The 19,812-nt window shown below is 37.4% G+C and carries 18 protein-coding genes; 5 read left to right on the top strand and 13 right to left on the bottom strand.

What is annotated here, in order from left to right; genetic code table 11:
* Window positions 1-256: 256 nt before the first annotated feature.
* Both B4F31_RS09580 and B4F31_RS09585 read left to right on the top strand, forming a co-directional pair.
* Window positions 257-622 (top strand): hypothetical protein, encoded by a 366-nt coding sequence (locus B4F31_RS09580; RefSeq protein ID WP_286761204.1) that lies wholly within the window; start codon window positions 257-259, stop codon window positions 620-622.
* A gap of 65 nt (window positions 623-687) precedes the next feature.
* Window positions 688-1,038, top strand: coding sequence for a DUF488 domain-containing protein (locus B4F31_RS09585; RefSeq protein ID WP_286761205.1), 351 nt, complete (start codon window positions 688-690; stop codon window positions 1,036-1,038).
* On the opposite strand, the gene B4F31_RS09590 is transcribed toward B4F31_RS09585, so the two are convergent.
* The 11 genes from B4F31_RS09590 to B4F31_RS09640 all read right to left on the bottom strand — a co-directional run bounded on the left by B4F31_RS09590 (window position 1,035) and on the right by B4F31_RS09640 (window position 14,647).
* Entirely contained in the window at window positions 1,035-2,018 is a 984-nt protein-coding gene (locus B4F31_RS09590) for a YpdA family putative bacillithiol disulfide reductase (RefSeq protein ID WP_286761206.1), read from the bottom strand. The genes B4F31_RS09585 and B4F31_RS09590 overlap by 4 nt on opposite strands.
* Entirely contained in the window at window positions 2,005-2,667 is a 663-nt protein-coding gene (rpe, locus tag B4F31_RS09595; RefSeq protein ID WP_286761207.1) for a ribulose-phosphate 3-epimerase, read from the bottom strand. Before rpe ends, B4F31_RS09590 begins: the two co-directional genes overlap by 14 nt.
* 45 nt (window positions 2,668-2,712) lie before the next feature.
* A complete protein-coding gene (locus tag B4F31_RS09600; RefSeq protein WP_286761208.1) occupies window positions 2,713-3,123 on the bottom strand; it encodes a BLUF domain-containing protein in 411 nt (136 codons plus the stop codon).
* A 129-nt stretch (window positions 3,124-3,252) separates the two neighbouring features.
* Complete coding sequence (locus tag B4F31_RS09605) at window positions 3,253-4,674, bottom strand: phytoene desaturase family protein (RefSeq protein ID WP_286761210.1); 1,422 nt, start codon at window positions 4,672-4,674, stop codon at window positions 3,253-3,255.
* Window positions 4,674-5,552, bottom strand: a complete 879-nt coding sequence (locus tag B4F31_RS09610; protein ID WP_286761211.1) for an SDR family oxidoreductase — start codon at window positions 5,550-5,552, stop codon at window positions 4,674-4,676. The genes B4F31_RS09605 and B4F31_RS09610 overlap by 1 nt, the downstream gene beginning before the upstream one ends.
* A 248-nt stretch (window positions 5,553-5,800) precedes the next feature.
* The gene (locus B4F31_RS09615) at window positions 5,801-6,664 is read right to left on the bottom strand and encodes a sigma-70 family RNA polymerase sigma factor (RefSeq protein ID WP_011708302.1); all 864 of its coding nucleotides are present in this window, start codon (window positions 6,662-6,664) and stop codon (window positions 5,801-5,803) included.
* A 425-nt stretch (window positions 6,665-7,089) separates the two neighbouring features.
* Window positions 7,090-9,339 carry a polyribonucleotide nucleotidyltransferase gene (locus B4F31_RS09620; RefSeq protein ID WP_075324679.1) on the bottom strand — a complete coding sequence of 750 codons (2,250 nt, stop codon included), beginning with the start codon at window positions 9,337-9,339 and terminating at the stop codon, window positions 7,090-7,092.
* Between the two features lie 270 nt (window positions 9,340-9,609).
* Window positions 9,610-9,879 carry a 30S ribosomal protein S15 gene (gene rpsO, locus B4F31_RS09625; protein WP_057480454.1) on the bottom strand — a complete coding sequence of 90 codons (270 nt, stop codon included), beginning with the start codon at window positions 9,877-9,879 and terminating at the stop codon, window positions 9,610-9,612.
* Between the two features lie 111 nt (window positions 9,880-9,990).
* Complete coding sequence (gene accD, locus B4F31_RS09630; RefSeq protein WP_075324678.1) at window positions 9,991-10,848, bottom strand: acetyl-CoA carboxylase, carboxyltransferase subunit beta; 858 nt, start codon at window positions 10,846-10,848, stop codon at window positions 9,991-9,993.
* Window positions 10,849-10,960: 112 nt separating this feature from the next.
* Complete coding sequence (fbaA, locus tag B4F31_RS09635; RefSeq protein ID WP_286761212.1) at window positions 10,961-12,028, bottom strand: class II fructose-bisphosphate aldolase; 1,068 nt, start codon at window positions 12,026-12,028, stop codon at window positions 10,961-10,963.
* 45 nt (window positions 12,029-12,073) lie between these two features.
* The gene (locus B4F31_RS09640; protein WP_286761213.1) at window positions 12,074-14,647 is read right to left on the bottom strand and encodes a BamA/TamA family outer membrane protein; all 2,574 of its coding nucleotides are present in this window, start codon (window positions 14,645-14,647) and stop codon (window positions 12,074-12,076) included.
* A 37-nt stretch (window positions 14,648-14,684) separates the two neighbouring features.
* Between B4F31_RS09640 and B4F31_RS09645 the strand changes: the two genes are divergently transcribed.
* The gene (locus B4F31_RS09645; RefSeq protein WP_286761214.1) at window positions 14,685-15,419 is read left to right on the top strand and encodes a TrmH family RNA methyltransferase; all 735 of its coding nucleotides are present in this window, start codon (window positions 14,685-14,687) and stop codon (window positions 15,417-15,419) included.
* 10 nt (window positions 15,420-15,429) lie between these two features.
* On the opposite strand, the gene B4F31_RS09650 is transcribed toward B4F31_RS09645, so the two are convergent.
* On the bottom strand, window positions 15,430-16,092 hold the full coding sequence (locus B4F31_RS09650) for a porin family protein (protein ID WP_075324674.1): 663 nt from the start codon (window positions 16,090-16,092) through the stop codon (window positions 15,430-15,432).
* A gap of 4 nt (window positions 16,093-16,096) precedes the next feature.
* Window positions 16,097-16,825, bottom strand: a complete 729-nt coding sequence (ubiE, locus tag B4F31_RS09655) for a bifunctional demethylmenaquinone methyltransferase/2-methoxy-6-polyprenyl-1,4-benzoquinol methylase UbiE (RefSeq protein WP_075324673.1) — start codon at window positions 16,823-16,825, stop codon at window positions 16,097-16,099.
* 138 nt (window positions 16,826-16,963) lie between these two features.
* Here ubiE and trkA point away from each other — a divergent pair, with 138 nt between their 5' ends.
* Both trkA and B4F31_RS09665 read left to right on the top strand, forming a co-directional pair.
* Window positions 16,964-18,313 (top strand): Trk system potassium transporter TrkA, encoded by a 1,350-nt coding sequence (gene trkA, locus B4F31_RS09660; protein ID WP_075324672.1) that lies wholly within the window; start codon window positions 16,964-16,966, stop codon window positions 18,311-18,313.
* Complete coding sequence (locus B4F31_RS09665; protein WP_093304036.1) at window positions 18,313-19,809, top strand: TrkH family potassium uptake protein; 1,497 nt, start codon at window positions 18,313-18,315, stop codon at window positions 19,807-19,809. The genes trkA and B4F31_RS09665 overlap by 1 nt, the downstream gene beginning before the upstream one ends.
* The last annotated feature ends 3 nt before the right edge of the window (window positions 19,810-19,812 follow it).

A 19,812-nucleotide genomic window follows, 5' to 3' on the forward strand; every position in this document is an offset into this window, starting at 1 on the left:
ATTCCTTACAGAATCCCATAGAAACAATTGGTAATCAATACTAACTTGAATTATAGTATTAATAGAAAGTTAAGGTAAAATAGGTTAATCTTTGCATAGGCTTCATAACGAAAAGGTTTTCGGTTGAAATTTTGTAATGTAAATCCCTGATAATTTAGATATATTAACAACATAGCGTTAAACTACCCATAAAAAATTTTCCTACAGAAACATTCCACATAATTTAGCCATACAAAACTTACAAAAACTAACACCTATGGCATCTTATTTAAATACCAACGAGATTAGAGTTTCGCTACAGCAATTAGTGAAACAATATGTAGAAGAATGCGAAACTTGTCAGGAATTACCCGATGAGTTTATAAGCTTAATTAAACACAATTTCCTGGCTAAATATGTTTATTACAATAAACAGAAAAAGCAAATTGAAATTGGGATAGACGAATCTGACTCTCCCGAGACATATCCTGAAATTAAGGTTTATAAAATTCCTGTAAATAAAGCCGCTAAATGGTTAGACAAATCGTTTAGAGACCAGCAAAGCGATTTAGAATTTTACGGAAAATTATTGAACCGAAATGAAATTTTTAACTCATCTGATGTAGTTTTGATGAGTAGGTAAAACTCTTTTGTTCCCAACTTAAAAAGCGATTCTTATAATAAGGTCGCTTTTTTATTTTTCAAATTATGAATATAGAAACAGCAAGAATTTACGAGGATAAAGAAACTTCAGATAATATCAGGATTTTAGTAGATAGGCTTTGGCCACGCGGAATTTCTAAAGAAGAGGCGCACTTAGATTACTGGCATAAGCAATGGGCCCCAAGTGACGATTTACGAAGGAAATTTCACGACAATAAGATCTCCTGGGATGAATTCAGTAAAAATTACAAATCAGAATTAAAGGAAAATAAGAACCAGATTTTAAACGACCTGGAAGAAGTGGATAAAAGAAAAAGTCTAACACTTTTATATGGGTCTAAAGACAAAACCCATAACCACGCAGTTTTACTAAAAGATTTTCTGAAAGAAATTTAAGCTTCCACTTTTTTTGCTAAATCTTCCATTATCATTTTTGCGTGTATCCTGGAGTTTTCTATAAACCATTTGTGAGTTTCTACGCCACCACAAATTACCCCTGCAAGATAAATTCCCTTTACATTGGTCTCCATAGTATCCTGGTCATACTGCGGAATTTTTCTGCCGTCATCAGATAATTTAATCCCCATTTTTTTTAGAAATTCAAAGTTTGGGCGATATCCGGTGAGCATCAATACAAAATCGTTTTCAAGGGTTTGTTCTCCATCGGGAGTTTCGATAACCACTTCGGTTTCTCTTATTTCCTTTAGATTAGCGTTGAAAAGCGCTTTGATACTTCCTTCTTTAATTCGGTTATCAATATCTGGGCGTACCCAGTATTTCACCCTTCTACCAATTTCTTCCTTTCTAACAATCATGGTCACTTCGCCGCCTTTTCTATATATCTCTAAAGCAGCATCTACAGCAGAATTACTCGCGCCCACTACTATTGTTTTTAAAGTGGCATAATAATGAGGATCGCCGTAATAATGGGCCACTTTTGGCAAATCTTCTCCGGGAATATTCAGGTAATTGGGAATATCATAAAAGCCTGTGGCAACCACTACATTTTTAGCGGTGTAATTGTTTTTAGTTGTGCTTACTTTCTGAAAATTGTCTTTAGTTTCTACTGCAGTAACCTTTTCAAATAAATTGATGTGAAGTTTATTCGAAGACGCTATCCTTCGGTAATACTCCAGTGCTTCGGCCTTTCTTGGCTTGGGGTTATTACTAATAAACGGAATACCATTCAACTCCAGTTTTTCTGAAGTAGAAAAGAATGTCATATTGGTAGGGTAGTGGTACAACGAATTTACCAGGCAGCCTTTCTCCAGGATAAGATAAGAAAGATTTTTCTTTTCGGCTTCCAGGGCGCAGGCAATACCAATCGGGCCACCGCCAATAATTATAACATCGTAAGTATTCTTAGGAGTTTGCAAGTTGTCTCAGGTCTTTTATGGTTTCCAGTTGGTCTTCAGCTTTAAAAACATAGCTCCCGGCCACTAAAACATCGGCACCGGCTTTTATGAGTTGAGAGGCATTTTCGTTAGTTACACCACCATCAATTTCAATTAAAGTAGAAGCATTATGTGTTACAATAAGCTCCTTTAAACGCTGAATTTTATGGTAGGTGTTCTCGATAAAACTTTGTCCGCCAAAACCAGGATTTACACTCATTATACATACTATGTCGATATCCTGGATCACATCTTTCAACAGATCTACACTTGTATGCGGATTTATCGCTACTCCCGCTTGCATACCTTCAGCTTTTATGGCCTGTAGCGTTCTATGGAGGTGCGTGCAGGCTTCATAATGTACGGTAAGGTTATCGGTCCCAAGTTTTGCGAATTCCTTGATATACCTATCGGGATCAACGATCATTAGGTGAACATCAATCGTTTTTTCTGCGTGTTTGGTAATAGCCTGCAGTACCGGCATTCCGTAAGAAATATTCGGCACAAAAACGCCATCCATGATATCTATATGAAACCAGTCGGCCTCACTTTTGTTAACCATTTCAATATCACGCTGAAGATTACCAAAATCGGCAGCAAGAATAGATGGGGCAATAAGTTTTGTTGTCATAAGTGTTGTGCTGTAAGTGTGCACACAAAAATAACAAGATTATACTTATTTGATGCCTTCTGTAAATTTATTTAAGATGTACTTTACCGAACTTTGAATTGAAGGATTCAACAGACTAATTTGGGCAAGATAAGTGTCAAAATTTTCGTCGTTATACCTGTCATCCAAAGAAATAAAATCAGCCTGGTAGCCATCAAACCGAGTATTCGGAATACTTTTCTGAAAAATGGTTATAACATTATGATGGCGTTCATCAGCTTTTATTCTATTAAATAGATCTTTTAGAATTTGTTCTTCCCCTTCAAGTACCTGGAAAAAATTTCCCTGTGAATATAAAAGAATCCCGGTGATATTGTGATTGTTATTCCAGTCTTTACTAAAATCTAATGCATTCTGAATTTCAGTTTCTGAAAGTGCCGGGTTAGCGGTACTTACATAACTTATTGCGTAGCGCATATTGGTTAAGAGTTGTTGAACTCAAAAATAAAAGAAATTAAGAGATGTTGAAATTCTATAAAGTGAAAGTTTGTATAAAAAATTAAGAATAAGACTGATTTTTCAATAACATTTAAATATCTGAATGGGTTAAAAATGATCTTTTTCTACTGCCAGGGCTGCATTATAACCGCACATACCATGTACTCCACCACCGGGCGGTGTAGAGGACGAACAAATATAAATCCTTGGGTTGGGAGTGGAATAGGGAGACATTTTTGCGATGGGCCTTGTAAAAAGCTGGGTAATATCCTGTTTTCCACCGTTTATATCACCACCGATTATATTAGGATTAAAGGCGTTCAATTGAACAGAATTCATAGTAGATTTTTTTAAGATACAATCTTTAAACCCCGGTGCGGCCCGCTCTATTTGATCTTCAATTATTTTTGAAAAATCTTCGGTGCTGCCATTGGGTACGTGACAATAAGCCCAGGCCGTGTGTTGATCTTCCGGAGCCCTGGTATTATCAAAAATACTATGCTGCGCTACCAGTACATAAGGAGTTTGTGTCATGTTTTCTTGATGTATACTTTGCTCTGAATTCTCCATTTCTTTTTCTGAAAATCCAATATGTACCGTTCCCGCTTTCCGGCATTTTTCATTGGTAAATGGAATGGGTTTGCTTAGCGCCCAATCTACTTTAAAAACTCCGGCGCCATATTTAAAAGAATCCATTCTTTTTCTATAAATACTGGAAAAATCTGTTCCTTTAATTTTTAATAATTGCTTCGGGGTTAAATCGAATAAATAAGTTTTCGATTCCGGAAGTTCATCCAGCTGAGTTATATTCTTTTCAAGGTGTAATTCGCCGCCAATAGACGTATAGTAACTCAACATACTATTTATAAAGTTTTGCGCTCCGCCTTTTGGAAATGGCCAGTTATATTTATGCGCCATGGTACTTAATACAAGCCCGAATGATGCTGAAGCGAGGCTATTAAGCGGTAAGGTTGAATGTGCAGCAGAGCCGTAAAAGAATATTCTCGACTTTTCATTTTTAAAATAATATTTGGCCAGTAGTTTAGCCGATGGTAGTGCCTTCAAACCAAACTTCATAAAATCCAGCGGATGCTGTGGCATTCCCAATGGCCCTAAAAGATCGTTCTCTAATTTTCCCCAGTCTTTTACCAGGGGTTCAAACAAGTTGACATATGAAGATTCGTCCTCGCCCAGTTGAGCTGCTGTTTTTTTTATATCGGTATAACAGGCGTGGGCAGTACCATTGGTAAATGGATGAGCGAATGGGATTTCGGGAAATATCCATTCCAGGCCGTGTTCTTCGAGAGGTAAACTTCTTAAAAAGGGAGAGCCAAATCCCATTGGTAATATGGCCGAACCTACATCGTGTTTAAATCCCGGTAATGTTAATTCCTGGGTTCTTGTGGAGCCACCGGGAGTAGCTGCCTGTTCAAAAATTGCAGTTTTAAGTCCTTTTTGTTGCAAATATATTGCGGCTGAAATTCCATTAGAACCACTTCCAATTATAATAGCGTCGTAGCTTAAAGACATTAAGTGATTTTTTTAAGGTCAAGATTTCCAAGATACTCCCGAAAGGAAATTTTTCCATTAGATTCCCCAATCATATCGTTTGTAGTAATAAAAGTAAAATAATCCAGTTTGTTATTAATTCCTTTTCCAAATATTTTCGCTAATCCCAGTCTGATACTTATTTTAGCCACAGGTTCGGGGATTTTAATAATTTTTCCGCCAACAATTTCTGCAATCATTTGCACCATTTCCAGCCGGGTATGAATATTTGGGCCGCCTACTTCTATTATTTCAGGACCATCGTTAAGAAATGAGACCACGACTACTGCGAGATCTTTATGGTGAATACTGTTGGTTTGTGCCTTTCCCGATCCAATTAGAGGGATGAGCTTGCGTTTGGCCATTATAGCTAAATCATTCAAGCCAGAATAGAATCCTACGGGTCTTACAATTGTATATTCTATACCTGAATTTTTTAATTCATTTTCAAATAGCTTATGGGCCCGTGCGATGCTGTAATCTTTTGGGGAATCTGCACCCATAATAGAAATATATATAAAACGCTTAACTCTGTTTTTAACAGCATCATCCAGGAGGTTTTTATTCGCTTTAAAATCGCTTTCCATAAAAGATTCTTCGGAAGGTGTAAAAAGGCTAACACTTTTCCCCAATGCAGAAATTACCGTAGTAACATTCTTGGTGATATTTTTTATTCCTGCAGGGTCTTCGCCGGCATCTCCTTTCCAGACATCATCAGTAAACTTTGAAAGTTTTGAGACCCCTTTATCAGAGCGGGTTAATACTCGTATATCTTTTCCTTTTTCCTTTAATAAACTTATAATTTCTGTCCCCAGAGATCCTGAAGCTCCCACTATTAAGATTTTTCCTTCATCTTTCATCTTCTTAATCTTTAAATATAAGTACAGAAGGTACTCAGAAATTGAACATAATAGAGCAAGGAAAGCTCTTGATTAACAAAATATTGGCTTGTCTTAACATTTTTATACGGCTCGTCGAATATCTGGAAGAGTAGGGAGTAGAAACGAAAAAACCCCGGTTCATCACGCCGGGGTCATTCATCAATCAAAAAACGAACAGTTATGTTAGCCGGCCGTCGCCGGCATTAACTGTTGTCATCTTAAATATCTTATCCTAAATACGTTTTCAGGATCTTGCTTCTAGAAGTATGTTTCAATCTTCTAATCGCTTTTTCTTTAATCTGTCTAACTCTTTCTCTTGTTAGATCAAAAGTTTCACCAATTTCTTCAAGCGTCATTGGGTGCTGGTCTCCAAGACCAAAATACAAACGAATAACATCTGCTTCACGCGGAGTTAAGGTTTCTAAAGCACGCTCAATCTCGGTTCTTAGAGATTCGTGTAAAAGTTCTTTATCAGGATTTGGAGATTCTCCTGAACGTAATACATCGTAAAGGTTAGAATCTTCACCTTCTACCAAAGGAGCATCCATAGAGACGTGACGTCCGGAATTCTTCATAGATTCCTTAACGTCGTTAATCGTCATGTCAAGTTCTTTCGCAATTTCTTCAGCACTTGGAGGGCGCTCATGAGATTGTTCTAAGAAAGCAAAAGTTTTGTTGATCTTGTTAATAGATCCAATTTTATTCAATGGTAAACGAACAATACGCGACTGCTCGGCCAGTGCCTGAAGAATAGACTGGCGAATCCACCATACTGCATAGGAGATAAATTTAAAACCACGCGTTTCATCAAAACGTTTCGCAGCTTTAATCAATCCTAAATTTCCTTCATTAATAAGGTCGGGTAGGGTTAACCCCTGATTTTGATATTGTTTTGCAACCGACACCACAAAACGTAAATTCGCTTTAGTTAATTTTTCTAAAGCGCGGTCATCACCCGCTTTAATTCGTTGTGCTAATTCTACCTCTTCATCGGCAGTAATTAAATCAACTTTACCAATTTCTTGCAAATACTTGTCTAACGAAGCAGTCTCACGGTTTGTTACCTGCTTCGTAATCTTAAGTTGTCTCATCTATCGTCTCCTTGGATTTTAATTATGAATAGCTCTTGTACTAGTTTATACGCAAGGAGTAGTCGAAATGTTACAAAAAACCTTAATTAATTTTATTTGGGCGTTACCCTGCGGGTCGGGCTTTAAGCTGCAAGCCCGCGCTCGTTCCACTCGTTGTGGGCTTTCCGCTACAATCTCTAACGCATAAAAAATTGTAGAAATATTTAAAATATGAATTTCAAAAATATCCTTTTTCGTCATTCTATTCCGAAGCTTCGGGATCGTTTCAGAGCTTGCTCCGAAATTTATTCGGAGATCTAACTTAATATCAGGTTAGAAGCTGAAACCAGTTCAGCTTGACGATTAAAAAGACTCCTAATAAACGGCATAAAAAAATCCCCGAAAATTACTTTCCGGGGATTTGAATTTATAAAGCTTAAGACTAATTAATCGTTATTTCTACGATCTTTATTATCTCTGCCTCTGCGATCATCATGGCCACGATTATCTCGAGAACCGCGATTGTCACGACCTCTGTCGTTACGATCGTTATCTCTAGGTGGTCTTGCCTGGTAACCTTCAGGTTTTTCAAGTAAAGCTTTTCTTGAAACTTTCTCCTTACGGGTTTTAGGATCTACACCAAAATATTTCACATCAATTACATCACCAACATTAAGAATATCGGTAACATTATCGGTGCGTTCCCAGGCCAGTTCAGAAATATGAAGTAAAACCTCGTTGCCGGGAGCATCAAGATATTCTACCACAGCTCCAAAATCAAGGACCTTGATTACTTTTACTTCGTAAACACTTCCCTTCTCAGGTTTGAAAGTGATAGATTCAATTTTAGCAAGAACTTTATCGATTCCTTCCTGTTTAGTTCCAAGAATTTCAACAATACCTTCTTCGGTGACAGGATCTTCGTTGATAACGATTTCAGTTCCTGTAGTTTTCTGAAGTTCCTGAATTACTTTTCCTCCAGGTCCAATAAGTGCACCAATAAATTCGTTAGGAATTCTTCTGGTGATGATTTTTGGAGCGTGAGCTTTTACATTTTCGTTTGGCTCAGCGATAGTATCAGTCAGTTTTTCTAAAATATGAAGTCTACCTGCACGAGCTTGTTTTAGTGCTTTTACTAAAATCTCGTAAGGCAATCCTTTTACTTTAATATCCATTTGGCAAGCGGTAATACCATCAGCCGTTCCCGTTACTTTAAAGTCCATATCACCAAGGTGATCTTCATCCCCAAGAATGTCTGAAAGTACAGCGTGACGCTCACCATCAGAAATTAATCCCATAGCGATACCAGAAACTGGTTTCTTCATTTTAACCCCGGCATCCATCATTGCCATAGTTCCGGCGCAAACCGTTGCCATAGAAGACGAGCCGTTAGATTCCAATACTTCAGAAACAATTCTTACAGTGTAAGGATTGTTTTCAGGAATCATTCCTTTTAATGCACGTTGTGCAAGGTTTCCGTGTCCAATTTCACGTCTTGAAGTACCTCTAATTGGGTATGCTTCTCCTGTACAAAACGGAGGGAAGTTATAATGCAGGTAGAAAGTTTCTTCACCCTGGTGGGTTGGCATATCTATAGTATTTGCTTCTCTGGAAGTTCCCAAAGTAACAGTTGCCAAAGCCTGAGTTTCCCCACGAGTGAAAATAGCCGAACCGTGTACCGATGGTAAATAATCGGTTTCACACCAGATAGGTCTAATCTCGTCGGTTTTTCTACCATCAAGACGAATACCTTCAGCAAGAGTAAGTTCTCTTACCGCTTCCTTTTCGGTTTTGCTATAATATTTTTTGATCAGCTTTTCATTTTCTTCCAATTCTTCTTCAGAAAATAAAGCTAAAACTTCGTCTTTTACTGCAGAAAAAGCTTCGCTACGTTCTTTTTTACCGTGACCACCTTTAGCAATCTCGTAAATTTTATCGTAAGCCGCATCGCGAACTTTTTTCTCTATATCTTCTTTTTCTTCAGCAGTGGCATATTCCCTAACCGGTTTTTTACCAAAAGCTTCAGCTAAACGCAATTGAGCGTCTATTTGTTTTTTAATGTGTTCGTGAGCGAATTGAATAGCCTCAGCCATTTCTTCTTCTGAAATTTCTTTCATCTCACCTTCAACCATCATTACAGAATCTGAAGAAGCACCAATAATCATATCGATGTCTGATTCCAGTAACTGGCTGCGGCTTGGGTTAATCACAAATTCACCATTAATCCTGGCTACACGAGCTTCAGAAATAGCGGTTTCAAAAGGAATGTCTGAAAGCTGAATAGCGGCCGAAGCAGCAAGTCCTGCCAAAGCATCTGGCATAACTTCTTCGTCGTGAGACATCAACTGGATCATTACCTGAGTCTCAGTTCTATAATCTGATGGGAAAAGTGGACGCAAAACGCGGTCTACAATTCTCATTGTTAAAACTTCACCGTCACTTGGTCTTGCTTCTCTTTTAAAGAAACCGCCTGGGTAACGACCTGCGGCAGCAAATTTTTCCCTGTAATCTACAGTTAATGGAAAGAAATCCATAGTACTTTCTTTGTAAGAAGATACTACAGTACAAAGCAACATGGCGTTGCCCATTTGAACAACAACCGACCCGTGGGCCTGTTTTGCTAATTTTCCGGTTTCGATAGAGATTTCTCTTCCATCTCCTAAATCGATAACCTCTTTAAATGTTTGTGGAATCATAATAATTTTGAATTCTTCTAATGATCTGAATAACTTCACCAGATCTTGTTATACAATGGTCTCCGCCAATACCGGACGGCCGGAAGTTGTGTTGTTGTGTGTTGTGTAGACCAATGAAAAACTACTCTCGTTGAGCGACAATTTTACTCGATAATCGAGTTTTAAAATATTTCAGGGCTTGTTTCTATTTAATTTAATAGAATTCGCCCCAAGTAATTTACAAATTACTATTATATAAAAAAAAGGGGGCGTAAAGCCCCCTTTTGAAATTTATTTTCTTAATCCTAATTCTTTAACGATAGCACGATATCTCATAATATCTTTCTTCATTAAGTAATCAAGCAAGCTCCTTCTTTTACCAACCAGTCTTACCAAAGAACGCTCTGAGTTATAGTCTTTACGATTCTTTTTTAAGTGATCAGAAAGGTGAGAGATTCGGTAGGTGAACAAAGCAATTTGTCCTTCAGCAGAACCAGTGTCGGTTTTGCTTTTTCCGTGCTTCTCAAAAATTTCTTCTTTTCTTTCTTTGGCTAAATACATTCCAATATTAATTTTAATGATTTTTATGTATTGACAGTTTTTCCGTCAGGCGGCAAAGATACTACTTTCTAAATAATTACCTATTTATAGAATATCTTTTTCTATTTTATTTTAAGCTCTTACCGGTTGATTTTGAATAAGATCCAAATAGAGGTTTACTTTATTCTTAAGCTCAGACCGGTGGGTAATGAAATCTAAAAAGCCTTTTTCCTTAAGAAATTCTGAAGTTTGAAAATCTTTTGGCAGGTCTTTCCCGGTAGTGTCTTTTACTACACGAGGCCCTGCAAATCCAATTAACGCGCCGGGTTCAGAAATATTAATATCACCTAACATTGCAAAAGAAGCCGTGGTACCTCCAGTTGTAGGATCTGTGGCTAAAGAAATATAAGGAAGACGTGCCTCGGCAAGCTGGGCTAATTTAACCGAAGTTTTTGCCAACTGCATTAAAGATAAAGCTGCTTCCTGCATTCTTGCCCCACCAGATTTAGAAATCACCATTAAAGGGAGTTGGTTTTTTAACGCATAATCTGCAGCACGGGCAATTTTTTCACCTACTACAGATCCCATTGAACCACCAATAAATCTAAAATCCATACAGGCAATTACCAATTCTCTTCCTTTAGATTTTCCAACTGCAGTACGTACTGCGTCTTTAAGATCGGTTTTTTCCTGGGCTGCTTTTAAACGATCGGTGTATTTTTTGGTATCCTTAAAATTCAAAGGATCTTTAGATGTAATATCTTTATCCAATTCTTTGAATTCATTATCATCAAAAAGGATTTTGAAATATTCTTTACTTCCAATTCTTACGTGATAGCCATCTTCCGGACTCACATAAAAATTGCTTTCCAGCTGCTCTGCATCTACAATCTTGCCGGTTGGTGATTTGTACCAAAGTCCCTTTGGAACATCTTTCTTGTGTTCTGTTGGGGTTTGAATTCCTTTTTGTGTTCTTTTAAACCAAGCCATTTATTTTCAGGTTTCAGGTTTCAGTTTATTTATATAGGGATAAACCGAAAGTTTTACTTAAAATAAAAACAGCCGGAATTCTAAAAAAATTCCAGCTGTTATAAAATTAGATTTATAAAGTATTTACGTTGTTAAGATCTTCAAAAGCCTTTTTAAGTCGGCTTTTGAAAGTAATTTCTCCTTCACGTAACCATTTTCTTGGATCGTAATATTTCTTGTTAGGTACATCGCTTCCTTCAGGATTACCAATTTGCGCAGCAAGGTAATCTTTCTTTTCACCCATGTAATCACGAATACCTTCAAGGTAAGCGTATTGAAGATCGGTGTCGATATTCATCTTAATTACTCCGTAGCTAATTCCTTCGCGAATTTCTTCAACAGTAGAACCACTACCTCCGTGGAATACAAAATCTATATGATTTTCTTCTACACCGTATTTTTTAGTAATGTGTTCCTGAGAGTTTTTAAGAATTACCGGGGTAAGTTTTACGTTACCTGGCTTATAAACTCCGTGTACGTTACCAAAAGCGGCAGCGATAGTGAACTGGTCACTAACTTTGCTTAATTCTTCGTAAGCGTAAGCAACTTCTTCTGGTTGGGTATATAGTTTAGAAGAATCAATATCGGTATTATCTACACCATCTTCTTCACCACCTGTAACCCCAAGTTCAATTTCAAGGGTCATGCCCATTTTGCTCATTCTTTCAAGATACTTCTTGCAGATTTCAATGTTTTCTTCAAGAGATTCTTCAGAAAGATCTATCATATGCGAGCTATAAAGAGGTTTCCCAAATTGCTCAAAATGTTTTTCACTGGCGTCAAGCATTCCGTCTATCCAGGGAAGCAATTTTTTTGCACAATGGTCTGTATGTAGAATTACTACAGCACCGTAGGCTTCAGCAAGTTCGTGAATATGCTTTGCACCTGCAACGGCCCCTGCAACAGCGGCTTTTTCACCATCGTTAGAAAGTCCTTTTCCAGCGTTAAACTGGGCACCTCCATTAGAGAATTGAATAATTACGGGTGAATTTAGTTCTGCGGCGGTTTCCATTACTGCATTTGCACTACTGGAACCTATAACGTTTACTGCCGGAAGGGCAAATCCCTTTTCCTTAGCATAATTAAAGATTTCCTGTACTTCTTTTCCTGTGGCTACGCCTGGTTTAATGTTGTGACTCATAATTTTAGTTGAATTAGAAAAGCAAAAATAAGAAAATATGTTGGCTTAGAAAGGATAATTGATCCCTACATTGTATACAGCATTATTAAAGTTGTAATTTCTAAACCAGCGTTTATCGTCTGGCTGGGCTGGGTCGTAGGTTTTAAAGCCAATATCAAACCTGAGAACAAAAAAGTTAAAATCGTATCTAAGTCCGAAACCGGAGCCTACTGCAATATTCTTAAGATCGGAAAGCGATTCAAAAGTAGCATCTTCATCTTCAACGATATCCAGTACATTCCAGATATTACCTACATCAACAAAAACAGCCGAATTTAAGGAACCAAAAAGGTTATAGCGATATTCCATATTAAAAGCCAATTTCATATTGGCTTCATTAAATTCGTTACGGCCACCGCTACTGCCGGGGCCAAGATCGTAAGCACGCCACGCCCTATTATCGTTGGGGCCGCCGCCAAAAAAACTTCTTACAAAAGGGATGCTATTGGCGTTGCCATATGGTATGGCCACCCCGCCAAAAGCCCGAAAGGCCAGAATATTACTCTGCCCCATATCCCAATGCTTTATAAAATCGAGTTCGGTTTTAATATACTGAGAGAAGTTTACACCTAATACATCATAATTTCCATTCTGGTTTTTCTCAAAACCGGCTAAAGAAGAAACTGCGGAAAGTACATTCCCTGCGGTTTCAATTTTAAACCTAAAGCGGGTAAATTCCTGGTCGTAGAGATTCTTTTTTGTGTTCCATAAATAGGTGTAATTAGACGCAAATATGAGGTTGTTCTCTGTTAAACGAGTTTTTCTTTCACCTATATTATTTACTAACTGAGCTTGATCCTCATTCAAACCAGTAGTGCCTCCCGTGTTATTAGAAACATCACGAATAAAACTCTCGGCGCCGGTAGGGATGCTTAACAAGCCTTCTTCATTTAAATAGTCCGGATTTGTAACGATACTACCAGACTGGAGTATCTCGTTAAGATCGTTGTATGAATTTCGGTAAACATTGAAATAATTATCAATATTCAAATTTCTTACATATTGAATGTTTAAAAGATCTACACGGTTAGAAAGCTGGTGAGAAGGGTTCCACCGGTAATTCATAATTCCCGAAAGATTTCTTTTATCTAAACCAATATTGTTTTGTGTACTTACTCCTAAACTTAGTGAAGTAAAGGGCTGCATATACTTAGGAATAAATTTTTCGGTATTAATTGGTAGGAAAATCCTGGGAAAAGTGAGTTTAAGATCGGCACCAATTTCTGAAATATCAAAAAAGTGATCGTCATTTCCGCTTATTGCAGCATCTGTAGACGAACCTATACTTCCACGTCCAGAAATTTCAAAATTCTCGGCACCGCCAAATATATTTCTTATTAAGAGGGAGCCACCGCCGCCAATACCAAATTTTTGAATATTACTTTGGGAAATATCAAAATCGAAACCGAGGGAATATTTTGGCTGCGGAGTTAGAAAAATATTGGCAACCAAATCGGTGCGGGTAGAATCGGCAGGATCTGGTGTAAATTGTACATTGGGATATTTAAAAACCCGCAAAGAATTTAATCGATTGTAAGTTCGGGAACGGGAAATATCGCTATAGGTGTTTCCAGGTTTAATAAAAACAGCATCGGTTATTGCTTCGGGTTTATAACGCAATTTGTCAAAACTATAAAGGGTATATCCTTCCTCGGTGGTGACACTATCGGTTAAAGGCTGATTTCTATTGGCGTATTTATAATCGGTAAAAATATTAACCTTGCTAATTTCGTGAATTTTAAAAGGCACCCGGGATGTGGTGTCTTCCTCTGAGGCAAATCGGTTTTTTATAATTAAAGTAGTATTAACTTTTCCACCGGTATTAATTGTATCGGCATCAAAACTTATATATTCCTGGTCAAAATTATAAACCCCGTTGTTTCTAAAAAGTGAAGTTAAGCGGTCTCGTTCTTCATTTATATCTAAGGTTTTATATTGTGTTCCTTCTTTAATTATGGATTCGTTTTTATGAAGCTCGTATAAAGAATCGATAACTTTAGATGCAATATTTGTGGTAATGGAGTCTAAGTGATAGGCCTCTCCGGTAGTTACTTCATATTCAACACGGGCGCGTTTTTTTTTATTTTCCGAAGGAATTATTTCATAATCGGTTTCTACATTAAACCAACCATTGTTCCAATACCAGGAGTTGAGCCGGTTAACCGATTTCCGGGTTTCTTCTTCACTTACAATAACAGGTTCTTCCCCGGTTCTTTTTATCCACTCGTTAAAAGATTTTCGGGAGTGCAGAAATTTCTCAAACTGTTTATAGGAAAGAATATCTACCAGCGTATTTTTTTTGCTTTCATTTTGAAGGTATTTTTCACTTAAAATAGAATCAATATCTGGCCGGGCGAGATTGTAAAAATGTAGTCTTAGCGGAATTCCCAGGAAACTGGTGTTGGGTTCCTGGTAAAGTTGATTGTAAATACGTGTCTCTTTGATCTTTTCGTTGTTAACGAAAATTTCATTCTCAGTGAGCAATTTATCATCACCCTCTACGCGTTTAACGGCATTACAGGAAATTAAAAAAAGCAGGCTTAAAAAAAATAATGATATTTTTGCGAAATGCCGATTCAAACACACATTTTTAAGAGATCAAAATTACATTTTTTGTATGGTTAGTAAAAGCCAAATTAAGTTAATAACCAGTCTTGCACAAAAAAAATACCGTTATAAACACGGACTTTTTGTAGCCGAAGGTTTTAAAACAATTAGTGAGCTTATAAATTCTAATTTTAGGCTGAACCGGCTCTTTACTTTAAATGCAGATTTTGGACTGAAACCTGAGGAAATTCAGAAAATTGAGGAGCGGGAACTTAAAAAAATAAGTTTTTTAAAAACCCCGCAAACTGCATTGGCTTTATTTGAAATTCCGGAAGAAAAAATCGTTCCCGAAGAAAACCTAACTCTTGCTTTAGATGGTATTCGCGATCCCGGCAATTTAGGGACCGTCATAAGGCTTTGCGATTGGTTTGGGATAAACAATTTGGTTTGTTCCCAGGATTCTGTAGATTGTTATAATCCTAAAGTAGTACAGGCTACAATGGGATCTTTGGCGAGGGTGAATATTATTTATTGCGATTTAAAAAGTTTTCTTACAAATTCTGAACTACCGGTTTATGGGGCGTTTATGGAAGGGGATAATATTTATAAAAGCGAAACCGTAGAAAAAGCAATCCTGGTTATGGGAAATGAAGCCAATGGGATTTCAGCTGAAATTGAAGAATTAATTCAAAGAAAAATAAGTATCCCGCGATTTGGTGAGCTTAAAGTTACTGAAAGCTTAAACGTGGCGACCGCAACTGCAATTCTACTAAGTGAATTTAAGCGAAAAAGTTTTACAAATTAATGTAGCTGTTTTATTGAAAGGTAAAGTTGAGGAATACAGCCTGGGAGCGCATTGCATCAACCACCTGATACTGGGTTTCTACCATTTCATTATTTATTGTGAAAACTCCTCTTATTGAGGGGGAGAATTTAAAATAATAAAGATAAAGGTCTATTCCCAGTCCCACTTCATAATGATAATTGTTGGTTTTTAATCGCGTAGCCACATCTGGATTATTCTCATTACTGGAAAGGTTTATAGAAGTAGATAAACCTCCTACTACAAAAGGCTTGAAGTTATTATGCCTATCGGCCGAAAACTTTAATAGTAATGGGATATGGACATAAGTAGAGTTAACCTCTTCTATATCCTGGCTATATGGAGGCCTGAAGTTACGGGTGTTAAATGTAACGCCAGGTTCCAGGCGTAAATCCAGGTTATTATTCAATTTTAAATTACCAACGAGCCCAACATTGAACCCCATGGTTTTTTCTATAATAAGATCATTACCATTAGAGGTTATTTCATCATTATATTTAAATTTAAAATCGTAGGTATTAAATCCCAGGTAGTAGCCCCAGGACCAACGTTGCTTATCAAAGTTCTCGTTGTTTATAATTTTATCTCCTCCAAAAATTTGCGCGTAACCAAATTGAACGCAAAAAAGAAGGGCAATAACAAAAAGTTTCTTCATAGTTTTATTTTGAAGCAGTATAAATGGTTGCAACCCCAAAAGTTTGTGGTTTATCTTCTACATTTATAAACCCCGTTTTCTTTAAAATATTGTTGAACGCTTCTCCATAAGGAAATGCAGCGGCACTTTTACTTAAATAGGAGTAAGCTTCACGGTCTTTAGAAAATACCCGCCCAATGAGGGGCAACATATAGCCAGAGTATAATTTATAACCTTGTTTGAACGGAAATCTGGTAGGGACAGAAGTCTCCAAAACTACGAAAATTCCGCCGGGTTTTAGAACCCTTTGAATTTCAGATAATCCTTTTTCTAAATTTTCAAAATTACGAACGCCAAAAGCAACTGTAATTGCATCAAACGAGTTATCTTCAAAAGGTAAGGCTTCAGAGTCTCCCTGTACCATTTCAATCTTATCGGTTAACTGTTTGGCTGCAATTTTCTTTCGGCCTACTTTCAGCATTCCTTCAGAAAGATCCAGGCCAACAATTTTTTCAGCATTAATATCTGCCATTTGTATGGCAAGGTCTCCAGTTCCCGTAGCAATATCTAAAACAGCCTTTGGTTGCTGGGCTTTAACCAGTGCAATTACCTTTTTGCGCCATTTTACATCGGTTCCCATAGAGATTACCCGATTTAGCCCATCGTAATTACCAGATATTTTATCAAACATCTGTTCCACCTGTTTTTTCTTATTAAGACCGGAATCCTGATAAGGAGTAACCTTTTTACTCATAATAACAATTTTGGGTCAAAGATACACGATATGAAATAATTGAGGTTGAAACTTTTAGAATTTGTTGATAGATGCTTTGGTTTTTGGTTTGTCTAAAATACTGTACCTTTGTTCTTCTTTTCAATTTCAAGCTGTTATATGAAGATAATTATTGCCGGAGCAGGTGAAGTCGGCTTTCATTTGGCAAAATTGCTTTCTTTTGAGTCCCAGGATATCACACTTATTGATACCAGCCGGGATAATCTCACTTATGCTGATACGCATTTAGATATTAGAACAATAAAAGGAGATGCAACTTCAATCTCAATTTTAAAAGATGCACAGGTGAAGCATGTAGATATGCTTATAAGCGTAACTTCCAGCGAAGCTACTAATATTACCTGTTGTGTTTTAGCTAAACAATTGGGAGCCAAAAGAACCATAGCCCGTATTTCTAATACCGAATTTCTTGAGAATAAAGAGGAAATTGGTTTTACCAGTTTTGGGATAGATGAATTAATTTCTCCTGAAGCCCTTGCAGCAAGAGAAATTGCTTTGCTCCTGAATCAGTCAGCATTTAATGATAGCTATGAGTTTGAAAATGGCGCTTTAACCATGATAGGTCTTAGCCTGTCCCGAAACGCGCTATTTGTAGGCAAAACGGTAAAAGAAGCCGCTAATATTTTTCCAGATCTTAATTTTGTGCCTATCGCCATTCAGAGGTATGGGACTCAATATACGCTTATTCCGCGTGGAGATACACAATTTAAAGAAGGAGACCAGGTAAATTTTATCACGCTAAAACGCGGGGTAGAAAACCTTTATAAACTTACCGGTAAAACCAAACATTCTATTAAAAATGTAATGATTTTAGGCGGAAGTAAAATTGGTAAAAAAACCGCTAAAGATTTATGCAGAAATAACTTTCACGTTAAACTGGTAGAGAGCGATAAAGAGAAGGCTTACGATCTTGCTGATGAACTTCCCAATGCGCTAATTATTCATGGCGATGGTAGAAACGTAGAGTTACTGGAAGAAGAAAATGTACACGATATGGATGCATTTATCGCCGTTACCGGTAATTCTGAAACCAATATTATGTCTTGCCTGGTTGCGAAATCTAAGAGTGTGAAAAAAACCATCTCTCTGGTAGAGAATATGGATTACTACCAGTTAAGTCATTCTATTGGGATTGATACCTTGATCAATAAAAAGCTTCTTGCCGCCAATAATATTTTTAGATATGTTAGAAAAGGGGAAGTGGTAGCGATGACCAAGATCAATAACATGAATGCTGAACTACTTGAATTTATTGTAAAACCAAATTCGCAGGTTTGTAATAAGAAAATTAAGAATCTGGATTTCCCGCGGTCGGCAATTATTGGAGGAATTATAAGAGATGGCGAAGGGATTATCGCGCTGGGAGATTTTACGATTACCCGGGGAGACCGTATTGTAGTGTGTTGTTTGCCAAGATCTATTAAAAAGGTTGAAAAACTCTTTCTCTAATGCCAAGACTTAATCACCAGATTATCCTGCACGTTATGGGACTGCTGCTTTTATGTAACGGCGGTTTTATGCTTTTGGCAGTTTTAGTGAGCTGGTTTTATGAAGATGGGGTAACAGTACATATTCTGGCAGCCGCTTTTATCACCCTTTTCCTAGGGGTGCTTCTAATGTTTACAACCCGGGGCCACCGTAAAGAAGTAAAAAAACGTGAAGGTTACATAATTGTATCCTTTGGTTGGATTTTTATGGCTCTAAGCGGAACGCTACCCTATGTGTTAAGCGAATCTATTCCTGCGTTTACCGATGCTTTTTTTGAAACCATGTCTGGTTATACCACTACGGGAGCTTCGGTTTTAAATGATATTGAATCTATTCCCAAAGGAATTCTTTTCTGGCGAAGTTTAACCCACTGGATTGGAGGAATGGGAATTATAGTTTTAGCCATTGCAATTCTACCTTTACTGGGAATAGGAGGGATGCAGCTATTTGCTGCTGAAGCTCCAGGCCCAAGTGCCGATAAGTTAAAACCCAGGATTACCGATACCGCCAAGCGTCTTTGGTTAATCTATGTGAGCTATACGGTTGCTGAAACAATTTTGCTAAAAGTAGCAGGAATGAGCTTTTTTGATGCTGTAAATCATTCTTTAAGCACACTTTCTACCGGGGGCTTTTCAACCAAAAATATTAGCGTGGCCTATTGGAATGACAGGCCAATTATTCAATACATCATCATGCTCTTTATGTTTTTGGCGGGGAGCAATTTTGTTTTAAGCTATTATAGTTTTAAAGGCAGGGTTCAAAAAGTTTTGCATGACGATGAGTTTAAATGGTATTTCTATTTTATAGGTATTTTTACAGTAGTGGCTTCGGCATTTATTTATTTTGAAGCCGATGTAGCTCTGTCTCAAATAGATCATCCTATGGTTTGGGGAGAAGCCGAGAGTGCTTTTAGACATGCGCTTTTTCAGGTTTTAGCTATTATAACCACCACCGGTTTTGTTTCAGCCGATTATACTATGTGGACACCATTTCTTACTATTCTCTTTTTTGGGATGTTCTTTTTGGGAGGTTCTGCAGGGTCTACCGCCGGTGGAGTAAAGGTAATGAGGCATATAATAATGATAAGAAATGGTGGGATTGAATTTAAACGTGCGTTACATCCCAACGCAATTCTTCCGGTGCGATTTAACGGAAAATCTATTGGAAAAGGAGTAACTTTTAATATACTTGGTTTCTTTATCCTTTATATGCTATCCTTTATTATCGGTTCTGTAGTTTTAGGAGGATTAGGGCTCGATTTTGAAACAGCTATTGGAGGCGCGGCTTCTTCCCTGGGGAATATTGGCCCTGCTTTTGGCGCACTTGGCCCGGTAAATAATTTTGATATTCTTCCGCCGATTGGTAAATGGTGGTGCGCATTTTTAATGCTAATAGGAAGGTTAGAACTATTTACCGTCCTTATTTTGTTAACTCCTTTCTTCTGGAGAAATAGGTAGCTG

It is taken from the genome of Salegentibacter sp. UBA1130 (assembly GCF_002311535.1).
In the GTDB taxonomy this organism is placed as follows: Bacteria; Bacteroidota; Bacteroidia; order Flavobacteriales; family Flavobacteriaceae; genus Salegentibacter; species Salegentibacter agarivorans.